12 protein-coding genes are annotated in these 12,689 nt (G+C 64.1%); 7 read left to right on the plus strand and 5 right to left on the minus strand.

Going from position 1 to position 12,689, the window contains the following annotated elements; all coding sequences use genetic code 11:
- Window positions 1-7 precede the first annotated feature (7 nt).
- The 3 genes from JNO50_RS08955 to JNO50_RS08965 form a co-directional block, all read right to left on the minus strand.
- A complete protein-coding gene (locus JNO50_RS08955) occupies window positions 8-520 on the minus strand; it encodes a lytic transglycosylase domain-containing protein (RefSeq protein WP_189534903.1) in 513 nt (170 codons plus the stop codon).
- Window positions 517-1,188 (minus strand): hypothetical protein, encoded by a 672-nt coding sequence (locus JNO50_RS08960; protein ID WP_189534902.1) that lies wholly within the window; start codon window positions 1,186-1,188, stop codon window positions 517-519. The genes JNO50_RS08955 and JNO50_RS08960 overlap by 4 nt, the downstream gene beginning before the upstream one ends.
- A 76-nt stretch (window positions 1,189-1,264) precedes the next feature.
- A complete protein-coding gene (locus JNO50_RS08965; RefSeq protein WP_189534900.1) occupies window positions 1,265-1,843 on the minus strand; it encodes a type 4 pilus major pilin in 579 nt (192 codons plus the stop codon).
- Window positions 1,844-2,081: 238 nt separating this feature from the next.
- Here JNO50_RS08965 and yiaY point away from each other — a divergent pair, with 238 nt between their 5' ends.
- Window positions 2,082-3,215 (plus strand): L-threonine dehydrogenase, encoded by a 1,134-nt coding sequence (gene yiaY, locus JNO50_RS08970; RefSeq protein WP_189534898.1) that lies wholly within the window; start codon window positions 2,082-2,084, stop codon window positions 3,213-3,215.
- Between the two features lie 79 nt (window positions 3,216-3,294).
- On the opposite strand, the gene JNO50_RS08975 is transcribed toward yiaY, so the two are convergent.
- Together JNO50_RS08975 and JNO50_RS08980 are read right to left on the minus strand one after the other, a co-directional pair.
- On the minus strand, window positions 3,295-4,677 hold the full coding sequence (locus JNO50_RS08975) for a hypothetical protein (RefSeq protein WP_189534895.1): 1,383 nt from the start codon (window positions 4,675-4,677) through the stop codon (window positions 3,295-3,297).
- Window positions 4,678-4,763: 86 nt separating this feature from the next.
- The gene (locus JNO50_RS08980) at window positions 4,764-5,948 is read right to left on the minus strand and encodes a vWA domain-containing protein (RefSeq protein WP_189534893.1); all 1,185 of its coding nucleotides are present in this window, start codon (window positions 5,946-5,948) and stop codon (window positions 4,764-4,766) included.
- Between the two features lie 122 nt (window positions 5,949-6,070).
- Here JNO50_RS08980 and JNO50_RS08985 point away from each other — a divergent pair, with 122 nt between their 5' ends.
- The 6 genes from JNO50_RS08985 (at window position 6,071) to JNO50_RS09005 (ending at window position 12,687) form a co-directional block, all read left to right on the plus strand.
- Window positions 6,071-7,498: a coniferyl aldehyde dehydrogenase gene (locus JNO50_RS08985; RefSeq protein ID WP_189534891.1), complete on the plus strand. Its 1,428-nt coding sequence runs from the start codon at window positions 6,071-6,073 to the stop codon at window positions 7,496-7,498.
- Between the two features lies 1 nt (window position 7,499).
- A complete protein-coding gene (locus JNO50_RS18985) occupies window positions 7,500-8,015 on the plus strand; it encodes a twin-arginine translocation signal domain-containing protein (protein WP_229804740.1) in 516 nt (171 codons plus the stop codon).
- Window positions 8,012-9,616: a GMC family oxidoreductase gene (locus JNO50_RS08990; protein WP_229804736.1), complete on the plus strand. Its 1,605-nt coding sequence runs from the start codon at window positions 8,012-8,014 to the stop codon at window positions 9,614-9,616. The genes JNO50_RS18985 and JNO50_RS08990 overlap by 4 nt, the downstream gene beginning before the upstream one ends.
- Window positions 9,617-9,680: 64 nt before the next feature.
- On the plus strand, window positions 9,681-10,307 hold the full coding sequence (locus JNO50_RS08995; RefSeq protein WP_189534887.1) for an EcsC family protein: 627 nt from the start codon (window positions 9,681-9,683) through the stop codon (window positions 10,305-10,307).
- A gap of 121 nt (window positions 10,308-10,428) precedes the next feature.
- Window positions 10,429-11,763 carry a TolC family protein gene (locus JNO50_RS09000; protein ID WP_189534885.1) on the plus strand — a complete coding sequence of 445 codons (1,335 nt, stop codon included), beginning with the start codon at window positions 10,429-10,431 and terminating at the stop codon, window positions 11,761-11,763.
- Window positions 11,764-11,778: 15 nt separating this feature from the next.
- Window positions 11,779-12,687, plus strand: coding sequence for an HlyD family secretion protein (locus JNO50_RS09005; protein ID WP_189534883.1), 909 nt, complete (start codon window positions 11,779-11,781; stop codon window positions 12,685-12,687).
- Window positions 12,688-12,689 lie beyond the last annotated feature (2 nt).

Raw genomic sequence — 12,689 nt, forward strand, 5'->3', positions numbered from 1 at the left:
GGTTGGCTCAGAATGGCCGGCGTTGCCGGATCCATTCGTAGTGAGTGGCGACCTTGCGGATATAGCGGTCGCGCAGACGGCGGCAGGTGGTCTGGTTTTTGCCGCCGCACGACGCGTTGTAGGCGCCGATCGACTCCCAGACATGGCCGTGTTTCTGGATCAGGCCGGCGAGAATCCACGCGCCGACCCGGATGTTGGTGCATGGCTCGATCAGGCTGGCGCGGGTGATGCCGTACTTTTGCAACTGCGGCAGCCATCCGCTGTTGATTTGCATGAGGCCCATGTCGAATGAGGCGCGGCGGCCATCGGCGGTGCGGTTGACATTCACCACGTCCGGGTGCAGTCCGGACTCGGTCTGGGCGATGGCGAGCAACAGATAAGGATCGATCTGGTAGGTTTGGGCCGCCGCCTGAAAACATTCGGCCACATTGGTATCGGCCCGGCACAGGGTGGGCGCGAGCAGCAGCAGGGCGGTTATCAGGGCCCCCATCAGGGATCGGTAGGTGTTGCGTAGTGTCATGAGTACTCCTTGACAATCACGATGATGGATTGGCCTGTCCGCACCTCTCCCTGGAACTGGGCGGTCAGTGTCGCCGGCAGTGCGTGCGGGTAGGTGGCGGAGGCCGGGTCGGAAGCGGGGTCGGCCGTCGGATCGGTCAGCGTGTCGCGATCCGGGTCGTAAATCCCGGCGAACAGGTTCTGTTCGAGTTTCGGTTTGAGCGCCGCGATCAGGGCGGCGGCATCGGGCACGCCGGAACCTGGTTTGATCGCCGCATAAAAGAAGATTTTGGCGGTTACGCCATCCAGCCCCGGGTAGGCCTGGGTTGTCCAGCCCAGATCGCCGGGGACGATATTCGGCAGGTGGCACACGGCCTGCCCTCCGGGCAATTGGCCGGGGGCCAGCGATTCGCTCTCGTGCGCGCAGGCATCGGCGAGCCGTCCGGCAAGCTTGGTCTGTGTGGCGGTGTCGGCGGTGGCGATGCCGGCCGCTTGACCGTTCACGTCGTTGTTGACCCATTCCTCATAGCCGTCCAGCACGGTCTGAAAACCGCTGACGAGGGCCTGTTCACGGGCGGTGACGGCGTTCAGATGCGCCGTGGCAAGGCCGCGCTGCGAAATCGCGCCGGAAATGATCAGCGCGATGCACAGCACCAGTCCCGAGATACCGGTCGCATAGAGGAAATTCATGGTCGGCCGTTCCTTGAAGCACAAAAAAACGGCCCCCGCCCCGCCGAACAACTGGCGGGAAGGGGGCGGCGTTGATTTAGATGTTAAAAGCCAAGTCGACGGTATTGTTGGTGGCATCGGTACATCCACCAGCAATCGAGCCGGCTTGCAGGTTGCCGTTGGCGTCGACGATGGTTGTCGCGGAACCGACCTTGGAGGCCGCATTCCAGCCACCACCGAGCATCGGAATGGCCTTCATGCAAATGTCTTGCGGTACGTTGGCCATGTCCAGGGTCAGCAGAGTGCTGTCGGTGGCGTCCGGGGTCAGGTCGAACTTGACGCCCTTCATCGGGCCCGCACCAGCGATTTTGGTCGTTGCATCGACCTTCCATTCGGCCGGCAGCGAGGCTTTCAGGTTGTTGAAGCTGGCGCCAGTGTTCACGCCGCTGCTGAACGCGGTCATCAGCTGGGCCTTGGTGCGGGTCATGCCGTCGGCGATGTTGTTGTAGTCGTTGGACGACTTGGCGACCTGATAGCCGGCCAGGGTGGCGGCGATGGCCAGGGCGGCGAGACCGGAGTACAGGATGAATTCGTTAAGGCTGACACCGCGCTGGTTTTTCAGCGAAGCGTCGTTGGATTCGATGGCGTGTTGTACGGCGTTTTTGCGGAAGAACATAGTCGTTGGGTTCCTTGGTCTTGGAGAAAAAGCAGATCGGCGAAGAGGTCCGCGATCTGATGTCCGCTACTTTAGGGGGACTTGGAAACGCAATTAATCGGACGAATCCGAATCAGGAAAGCGAGGGGGGACGGTCGCGAGCGTGGAGACAACTCTTGATGCCGCTCAATATGGGCGACGGGCGGGAGGCGCACCATCTACCCACAAATAGCTCTGACATTCAAAAAGGAGACTTACCATGACGATTACCGCTTTCTACATTCCCTCCCTGAACCTGATGGGCGCCGGCAGCCTCGCGGATGCCGTGGCGCGCATGAAGGATCTGGGGTTCCGACGGGCGCTGGTGGTGACGGACGCCGGCATCGTCAAAGCCGGGCTGGCCGACAAGGTGGTACGGCTGCTGGCGGATCAGGATATCCGTGGTTTCGTGTTCGACGGCGTCAAGCCCAATCCCACCACCGCGAACGTGGCGGCCGGGCTTGACCTGCTGCGCGCCAATCAGTGCGACGTGGTGATCTCCCTGGGCGGCGGTTCTCCGCACGACTGCGCCAAGGGCATCGCGCTCGTGGCCGTGAACGGCGGCAAAATCGCCGACTACGAGGGCGTCGACAAATCGGCCAAGCCGCAATTGCCGCTGGTGGCGATCAATACGACGGCCGGCACGGCCAGCGAAATGACCCGTTTCTGCATCATCACCGACGAGTCACGCCACGTGAAAATGGCCATCGTCGACAAGCACACCACGCCCATTCTGTCCGTCAACGATCCGGAAACCATGGCCGGCATGCCGCCGGGCTTGACCGCCGCGACCGGGATGGATGCGTTGACCCATGCCGTGGAAGCGTATGTGTCGACGGCCGCCACGCCGATCACCGATGCCTGTGCGCTCAAGGCGATTTCGCTGATCAGCGGCTATTTGCGCCGCGCGGTGAAGGATGGCGCCGACATGGAGGCCCGCGAGCAGATGGCCTACGCGCAATTTCTCGCCGGCATGGCGTTCAACAATGCGTCGCTGGGCTATGTGCACGCGATGGCGCACCAGTTGGGCGGGTTTTACGATTTGCCGCACGGCGTGTGCAATGCGGTGCTGTTGCCGCACGTGCAGGCCTTCAACGCGCGCGCGGCGGCGGACCGGCTCGTCGATGTCGCCGTGGCGCTCGGCGAAACCGAGAAATCCTCCGATGCGGCGCTCGCCGCGATCCGCCGCCTGTCCGCCGATGTCGGTATTCCCGCCGGCCTGACCGACCTTGGCGTCAAGGACGCGGATATCCCGGTGCTGGCGACCAACGCGCTCAAGGATGCGTGCGGGTTCACCAACCCCATCCAGGCCAGTCATGAAGAAATCATGGGGATTTTCCGGTCGGCGATGTAAGGTAATGGCGTTTGAGCGCTTTGCCGGCGCCCGCGGGTTGGCTCCCGCGGGCGTTGTCGTATCGGCGGCCCCGGTTTGTTTATCCGGTCGCCTTGAGCATGTCGGCCAGGTGAAGACCCGCGGGCCGGTCAAGCGCGAACCTGGCGGGATGGGTCAGCAAGGCAACGAGATTTTCGTGGTGCTCGGGTTTGCCGTGTCGTGCGATCCAGCCGACGAAATGGGCCTTGTTCGCATCATTCATCGCGCCCAGCCGGGTGAGGTCGGTGGAAGGATCATGACTGTTCCACCAGGCGTCCCGGATCTCCGGGCTGATGGCGGTCGCCCCTATCATCGCCATCAGGAGTCCATACTCGTCGGTGGTCTGGAAAAAGGATTCGCGCTGGGCGGGTGATTGCTCCGTGTCGCACTGGCCAAGGTAGAGAGTCAGCGTGGTATAGGCCGGGCTGTGTATGACTTTTGCGGGGAAACGGCTTTTGTGGACATGCCCGTCGGTGTCGATGAAGTTGATCCGTTGCCCGTCAAAGGCGAGGTTTTCCGGTTTGACGTCGGTCAGGTAAAAGCCCTGTCTGTGCAGAGCCCGCAAATCGAGCAGGGCCTGGCGGAATTCGCCGCTGCCGTGAATGATGTTCCTGGCGATGTCTTCCCACAATTCCCTGCCGGCATTGCGTACGATCATCACGCGATTCTCGACGACCGTCGGCGAATAGAGGGTGGCCAGCTCCGGTAGCGCGGGTTGCGGACCGGAAAGGTTGAAGGTGTCCCCGGGCGAATTCGGAGCCAGTGCGACAAATCGACGGTCCATACCGGTGACGTGTTTGAATCCGCCCTTCAGCACGGCCTGAGGACGCGTTCCGGGAGCGTAAACGACCCGGCTCTTGGGGGCTAGGGCATTGAAGTAATAGGTCTTGTTGTCGCTTCCCGTGGTTTTGGCGAAGGTCTCTCCGCGTTTTGCCGCATCCTCGCGCCGTTGGCACAACATGGTGCGGAACGCGCGGAAGCGGCGCTGGATCCGCATCGCGGCGTAGTGATCGATAAGCGTTTTGACATCGGAGGTTGCCGGCAACGTGCCGTTGTTGCCTTTGTTGGCCAAAAAGGCATGCGCATCGATGACGTTTGAGGGAAATGCGTGTTTGAAGACGGTTTTCCCGTCGATCCGGAAATGGGTTGTGTCGCCATCCTGTGTGATGGTGAACGCATCGCGTTGTTCCGGCGCCGCCAGATCCCGGATCAGGCAGAAACGGACGAGGGGAAGAAAACCGGTATCGCGGTATCCGCGAAAGTCCGCTTCCTTGTGTTCGTGAAGGGCTTGATAGAGTTTGCCGGCCTGTTCTTTCTTTTCCGCGCTGCGGAACAGGTCGAGAAAACAGCCGAACAGCCCCGTCCGCTCATCGTCGTGCTTGATCAGGGAGGCCGCGTCGCTTCGGGCGAGGCGAGTGGGTGGCAAAGAGGATGAAACGGTCATGGAGATCCTTGGTGTCGTTGCCCGCATGCGGCGGAATGACCCGTGATCCTATGCCGTTACCGTTGAAGCGGACTTTCACTAACCGCTCACGCGCGGGGACGCTTGAGGTGCTTCATGGCCCGGTTGATGCCGTCCAGTGTCAGCGGATAGTGCCGATCCCCCATCAGCTCGCGGATCATTTTCACCGACGGAGTATAGTCCCAATAGCCTTCGGCGACCGGGTTGAGCCAGATCGCGTGGCGGAAGTGCGCGAGCAGCCGGCCAAGCCAGACCGCGCCGGCCTCTTCGTTCATGTGCTCCACGCTGCCGCCAGGGTAGGCGATCTCGTACGGACTCATGGTCGCGTCGCCCACCAGAATCAACTTGTAGTCTTCCCCGTAGGTCCGGATCAGCTCCAGCGTGGACAGTGTGTGGCCGTGACGCCGCTGGTTGTCTTTCCAGACGGTTTCGTAGACGCAATTGTGGAAATAATAGTACTCAAGATGCTTGAATTCGCTGCGCGCGGCGGAAAACAGCTCTTCGCAGACCCGGATGTGATCGTCCATCGAACCGCCGATATCGAAGAGCACCAGGACCTTGACCGCGTTATGCATTTCCGGACGCAGGCGAATGTCCAGCAGGCCGGCGTTCTTCGCGGTCGCGCCGATCGTGGCTTCCAGATCGAGTTCTTCTGCCGCGCCGTCGCGCGCGAATTCGCGCAACCGCTTCAGGGCGACCTTGATGTTGCGGGTGCCCAGTTCGACGCTGTCGTCAAGGTTGCGAAATTCCCGTTTGTCCCAGACCTTCACCGCGCGGCGGTGACGCGAAGTGTCCTGTCCGATGCGGATGCCTTCGGGGTTGTAGCCAAAGGCGCCGAAGGGGCTCGTGCCACCGGTGCCGATCCAGCGGTTGCCACCCTGGTGGCGTTCCTGCTGCTCCCTGAGGCGTTCGCGCAACGTTTCCATCAGTTTGTCGTAGCCGAGCGCGTCGATCCGCGCCTTTTCTTCGTCGGTCAGATATTTTTCGATTTGTTTTTTCAGCCACTCTTCGGGCAGTTCGCGTGCCAGATCCTCGAGATTCAGTTCGGCGCCGTGAAACACATGGCCAAATACGCGATCGAAGCGGTCGAAATGGCGCTCGTCCTTGACGAGGCAGGTGCGCGCGAGAAAATAAAAGCTTTCCAGGCTGCCGAACGCGACCTGGCGCTTGAGCGCTTCCAGAAGCGTCAGGAACTCTCTGAGCGAAACGGGGATGTCTGCGTCACGCAAGGCAAAAAAGAAATTGATCAACATGGCATGATCCGGCGATGACAAATGATAAACGCGATGGTATTCTCGATTAGAGCTTGCGCTCCAAACGTGTGTTTGCCGTGACGGTAAGACCGACCCTATCCATCTCCTCGAGGATAACACATATGGATGAACGCCCAGACAACCACGAGGCCGCCATGGCGCTCGAGCCAGTGCTCGAACGCCTCAGGGCGGGGTTTGCCGCCGATGCGTTTCCGTCGGCGGGAGCGCGCAAGGAGCGGTTGCGCCAGTTGCGCAGTCTCGTACTGGAAAACCGTCAGGCGCTGATCGACGCGGTCTGCGCCGACTTCGGACATCGCAGCGCCACGGAAACCGAGCTGTCGGAGCTCTTTCCCACGCTCGAGGAAATCCGTTATGCCTCCGGCAGGCTCAAGGGGTGGATGACACCGCGGCGGCGCCCAGTGTCGCAATGGTTCATGCCGGCCCGCAACCGCGTGATGCCACAGCCTCTCGGAGTGATCGGCGTGGTGGTGCCCTGGAATTTTCCGCTGTTCCTGGCGTTCGGGCCGCTGGTCGGGGCGCTCGCCGCCGGCAACCGGGTCATGATCAAGATGTCGGAATTCACGCCGCGCACCGGGGCGCTTCTGGAACGGTTGTGCCGCCACTATTTCGGCGATGGTCTGGTTGCGGTTGTGAACGGCGGGGTCGATGTCGCGGAGGCTTTCACCCGGCTGCCGTTCGACCATCTGTTGTTCACCGGCTCGACGGCGGTCGGACGCCATGTGATGCGTGCCGCCGCGGCGAACCTGACGCCGGTTACCCTGGAGCTCGGCGGCAAATCGCCGGTGATCGTGTCCCGTTGCGCCGACCTGAAAAAAACCGCGGCATCCCTGGTGCAGGGGAAGTTGCTCAATGCCGGCCAGATTTGCGTGGCGCCCGATTACGTGCTGGTGCCGCACGAGGAGAGGGCCGCGCTGGTCGCCGAACTCAAGTCGGCCTTCGCCAAGCAGTATCCGAGGCGTAACGACAACCCCGATTACACCTGTATCATCAACGATCGCCAGTATCGCCGCCTGGCCGACTGGCTCGAGGAGGCGCGCACGGCGGGCGCCGATGTGCAGCGCGTCGATCCTGCCGGCGAACCCGACACAGGACGCAAAATGCCCTTGCATCTCGTGCTTGACTGCCCGGATTCGGCGCGGCTGATGCAAGAGGAGATTTTCGGGCCGATTTTGCCCATCGTCGGCTACGACAGCCTCGACGAGGCGCTCGACTACGTGAACCGGCGCCCCCGCCCGCTCGCCCTCTATCTGTTCGCCCGGCGCCAGGAAACGGTGGATCGGGTGCTCGCGCAAACCCTCTCCGGCGGCGTGGCGATCAACGATACGGTCATGCAGGTGGCGCAGGACGGCTTGCCGTTCGGCGGGGTCGGGCCGTCGGGCATGGGCCATTACCACGGTTACGATGGATTTTTGACCTTCTCCAAGCTCAAGCCGGTGTTCGTGCAAAGCCGTTTGGGCATGACCTGGATGACGCGCGCGCCCTATGGACGGCTTTCCGGCTGGCTGGTGCGCTTGATGGTCGGAGGTTGAGGTGGCGACCCGGCGGCAGTTCATCAAGGCGGGAGCGGCCGGTGCCCTGTTGCTCGCGGGTGTCGCGTTTCTCGCCGCGCCCGAGGCGGAGCGGCATGGGCCCCGCCCGCACGGAGCGGCATGGTTGACGGCTCGCGACGCGGCCGTGCTGGCCGTCATCGCTCCAGTGATGCTCGGGGTGCCGGGTTTGCCCGTCGCCGCCGTGGTGGAGGGCGTTGACGAGGCGGTGCTCGCGCTGTCCGCCCCGGTGCGGGCGGAAGTCCGTCAGCTTCTCGACATTCTGGGTCACCCCTGGGGGAGGCGCTGGCTCGCCGGTATCGCGAGTCCATGGTCGCTGGCGGGCGCCGCCGATGTTGCCCGCTTTCTGGATGCCTGGCGCGCGAGTCGTTTCGCTTTGCTGCGCGCCGGATACCAGGCCTTGCATGCCTTGCTTTGCGCCGCCTGGTACGGCAATCCGGCCAGCTGGGCGCGTATCGGTTATCAGCCTCCGGGAACCATCATGGAGTTCATCCGTTGACGCAGAATCATTTGCCCGATCCCTATCATGCCCCGGCCGCGGGCGCCTGGCGCATTGTCGACGGCGCCACGCTCGACAAGGATCTGCCATTGACCGCCGACGCGGTGGTGATCGGCTCCGGCGCGGGCGGGGGGACGATGGCCGAGCGGCTGGCGCTGGCCGGGCTAAAGGTGATCCTGGTGGAAGAGGGTGGACTGAAAACCTCCCGGGAATTCCTGTTGCGCGAACGGGAGGCCTATCCGTCCCTCTATCAGGAGTGCGCCGCGCGCAAGACCGCCGACAAGGGAATCACCGTTTTGCAGGGGCGCACGGTTGGTGGCGGAACGACGGTTAACTGGACCAGCTGTTTCCGTACGCCGGCCGACACCTTGCGGCACTGGCGCGACGTCCATGGTCTGTCCGAACTGACCGATGACGCGCTCGCGCCGTTCTTCGCGAGGGCCGAAGCGCGCCTTGGCGTGACCGACTGGGCGGCCGAACCCAACGTCAACAACGCCCTGCTGGAAAAGGGCTGCCGGGCCCTCGGCGTTCCCAGCCGGCGCATCCGCCGCAATGTGCGCGGTTGCTGGAATCTCGGGTATTGCGGGATGGGATGCCCGACCAATGCCAAGCAGTCGATGCTGGTGACGGCGATCCCCGCCGCGCTGGCCCGTGGGGCGACACTGCTGACCCGGGTCAGAATCGAGCGGCTCGAGAGCAATGCGGCGAATGACCGCGTCAGCGCCGCGCTGGGGGTGGCGCTGGGCATCGATGGCATGCGGCCGACCGGGCGCCGGGTGCGCATCGTGGCTCGCCATTTCATCCTGGCGGCGGGATCCGTCGGAACCCCTGCCATTCTGCTGCGCAGCGGGGCGCCCGACCCGTCCGGTCTTTCCGGCGCCCGGACCTTTTTGCATCCGGTCGCCCTGTCCGGCGCGCTCTTCGATGCGCGCGTCGATGCCTTCAACGGCGCGCCGCAGACTGTCTATTCCGATCATTTTTTGCATCGGGAGCCGATCGACGGGCCGCTGGGCTTCAAGCTGGAGGTGCCGCCGGTGCACCCGCTGCTGATGGCGGTGACATTGCCCGGGCACGGCGAAGCCTTCGCGGCGATGATGGCGCGATTGCCGAATCTGCATGTGCAGCTGGCCCTGCTGCGGGATGGTTTTCATCCCGACAGCCGGGGCGGTCGCGTGCGCTTGCGCGACGACGGCTCGCCGTTGCTCGACTATCCGTTCAACGATGTGCTGCGCGACGGGCTGCGGCGCAGTCTGCTCGCCATGGCCGAAATCCAGTTCGCCGCCGGCGCGCGCGTTGTTCTTCCCGTGCATGAACAGGCTCCGCCGCTGCGCAGTTGGCAAGCCGCCCGCGCCCTGATCGCGACCTTGCCGATGGATCCGCTGCGGGTGAGGGTCGTGAGCGCCCACGTCATGGGCGGGGCGCCGATGGGCCCGTCTCCCGATCGGGGGGTGATCGATCAGGAGGGGCGTCATTGGCAATGGCACAATCTTGTGGTGGCCGACGGTTCGGTGTTTCCCACCAGTCTTGGCGTCAATCCCCAGCTTTCCATCTACGCTTTCTCCTTGCGGGCGGCGGATGCCTTGCTGCGGCGCGGCGCGTGACATTGACGCGCAGCGGGTTCGCGGGTCACTATCGCAAGATTCCCGTTCTCCAGGAGGCAAAGACATGGCGCAATCTTCTCGCGGCTGGTTGGCAGGGGTGCTGGATCGCGTCTACGACCGGGCGGTCGACGGCATCGCGGGATTCGGGTCGGCCGAAGCGTTGGCCCACGAGTATCTGGCCAGGACCGGCACGCTCGACGAGCGGGTATCCGCGCTGATCCGGCATCAGGACGCGCGCGCCGGCGCCGCCGGTTTTCTGACGGGGCTTGGCGGATTGCCCGCGTTGCCTGTCGCGCTGCCGGCCAATCTGTTGTCGGTGATGGTCATTCAGGTTCGCATGGTTGCGGCGATCGCCGCGATGGGCGGGCACGACCTGCGGGACACGCGGGTCAAAACGCTGGTATGCGCATGCCTGGCCGGCGAACTGGCGAGCGACGGTCTCAAGGACGCTGGCATGCTTCTAGGGTCAAGATTCTCAGCGGGCATGGCCCGGGGAGTCGCGGGGAAGACCGCTTGGGCCGTTAACCGGCGCATCGGCCGAAAGATCGCGGGGCGACTGGGCGGTTCGCGCTTTTTTTCGCCCTGGCGCGGCGCCCCCTTGTTCGGCGGATTGCTGGGCGGCACGGTCGACGCCGCGGCGACCCATCTGATCGGGCATATCGCCCGGAACACCTTCATTCGCGGGGCGTGAAACCCGCCCGCCGTGGCAGGCCGGACGGCTTCCGGCCGACGGTCTTTCATCTGGATCAACTACTGATTGTCATAAACGGGTATCATGAACGTAAGCAAACAAACGTTTATTAGGGAACCCGATGACACGCAGCCCTATGCCGCTATGCCGAATGGCGTTGCTGGTGGCCGGTTTCGCGGCCGCCATGCCCGTCGCAGCGGAAACCCTTCAGGACGCCTGGCAGCGCGCGGAAAACGCCAGTCGATCTCTCAAAGCCGAAACCTTGCGGGCGGAAGCCGCTGCCCGCGGCATCGAGGCGGCCGAAGCCGCCGCCGGGCCCCAGGTCAGCGCGTCGGCGCAATGGCAGAAGCTTGACCGTGAAGTCCGCGCGGTCATGGATACGTCGGCTTTGTCCGCGGCCATGCCCGCCCCGGTGAAGGCTCTGTTTCCCGGTCGTATTGAAACGCCCCTGACCAATGATCATCCGTTCAATGCCGAAGTGAAGGTCACGTTGCCCGTGTACACGGCCGGTCGGCTTGACCGGCTCGCCGGGGCGGCTCGCGAGGCCGAGCGCGCCACGCGCCACGGTGTCGAGCGCGCCCGGCAGGATCTGCGTCTCGATGTGGCCGAAGCGTATGTCAACGTGCTTCGCGCGAACGAGGCCGTCTCGGTGGCCACCCTCTACCTTTCCACCCTGGAGGCTTACCGGCGCGATGTCGGCAACTACTACCGGCGAGGGCTGGTCTCCCGCGGCGATGTGTCGGGCGCCGATGTGTCGGTGGCCGAAGCCCGTCAGCGGCTGATCGCCGCCAGGGAAGCGCGCGTGGTGGCGTGCGCCGCGTTCAATCGCCTGACCGGCCGCGCGCTCGATGCCTCGGTAACACTGACCATGCTGGATCTGCCGCGCGAGACGCGGCGTTTCCCCGAACTGGCCGCACTGGCCCTGCAGCGGCGTCCCGAATTGTCGCAATTGCAATCGATGCAGGCGGCGCTGGCCGAAGAGGCCCGGGGCGTCAAGGCGGAGGCCATGCCCCAGATGGGGGTTTTCGCGTCCTACACCTATCTGGATAACCCGTACCTGGCGCGCAAAGGGGTTGGCGCGGTCGGCGTCGGGGTGAAGTGGGATGTGTTCGACAGCGGCCTGGTGCGCGCCCGCGCCGGAGGCGTGGAGCGTCGGGCCGCCGCGCTGTCCGAACAGCGCGATGACGCGGCGACACTGATCCAGCTGGATGTGCAGCGCGGGGTCAGTCAGGAAGCCGATGCCGCCGAGCGGCTGAATGTGGCCCGCGCCGCGCTCGAGTCGGCGCAAACCTGGCAGGACATCACCCTGGACCGTTATCACAACGGACTGGCCAATCAGACGGAAGTCCTGATGGCGGCCGCCAAGAAGGCCGACAGCCAAAAAAATCTCTATAACGCACGCTTCGATCATGCGCTGGCCATCCTCCGCCTCAAGCGCGCGATCGGTGAACTGTAAACGGGGGCCTTGCGCATGAAATGGACCAAATTGCTGATTGTTGCCGCCGTGCTGGTGGCGGCGGGAACCGCTTTCAAAATCTGGCAGGCACGCCAACATGTGTTGCCGGACGGCCTGATTCAGACTAACGGCCGTCTTGAAGGCGACCAGACTCTGGTGTCGAGCAAATATCCCGGACGTCTTGCGAGCGTCAAGGTGGGCGAAGGGGACATGGTCGCCGCCGGCCAGGTGGTCGCCACGCTGGACGCGGCCGAGTTGCAGGCGAGGCGCGATGCGGCGAAAGCCGCGCTGGCCTCGGCCGGAGCCCAAAAAATCCGTGCGGCCGCCCAGCTGGCTCAGGCCCGCCGCGATGCCGCTCGCTTCGCGGATCTTCTGACGCGCGGTTCGGTCGACCGGGTGCGCGCCGAGCAGATGCAGCTTGCCGCCGTGGCGGCGGGCACGGTGCTCGCCCAGTCTCAGGAGCAGGAGCGTCAGGCCGCGGCAACCGTCCGGGAGGTCGACGCGATGCTCGCCGAGCAGGCGCTCAAAGCGCCGGTATCCGGTGTGGTGACCTCGCGCCTGCGATTGCCGGGCGAAGTGGTCGGTGCCGGCGGATCCATCCTGGATATCGTGAACCTGGACACCCTGTACCTGAAAGTCTATGTCCCGGAAAACCAGATCGGCCGCGTGCGGCTTGGCCTGCCGGCGCGGATCTATACCGATGCCTTCCCCGGCACCGCGTTCGAAGCCCGCGTGAGCTACATCGCCAGCCGCGCGGAGTTCACGCCAAAGGAAGTGCAGACACCTGACGAGCGGGTCAAGCTGGTCTACGCGGTCAAGCTCAATCTGGTGGCCAATCCGCAGCATAGGCTGACTCCTGGCCTGCCCGCCGATGCCGTCATCCGCTGGAAAGATGGCGTGCAATGGCAAAAACCGCATTGGTGAGC

Source organism: Paludibacterium paludis, assembly GCF_018802605.1.
Lineage (GTDB): Bacteria > Pseudomonadota > Gammaproteobacteria > Burkholderiales > Chromobacteriaceae > Paludibacterium > Paludibacterium paludis.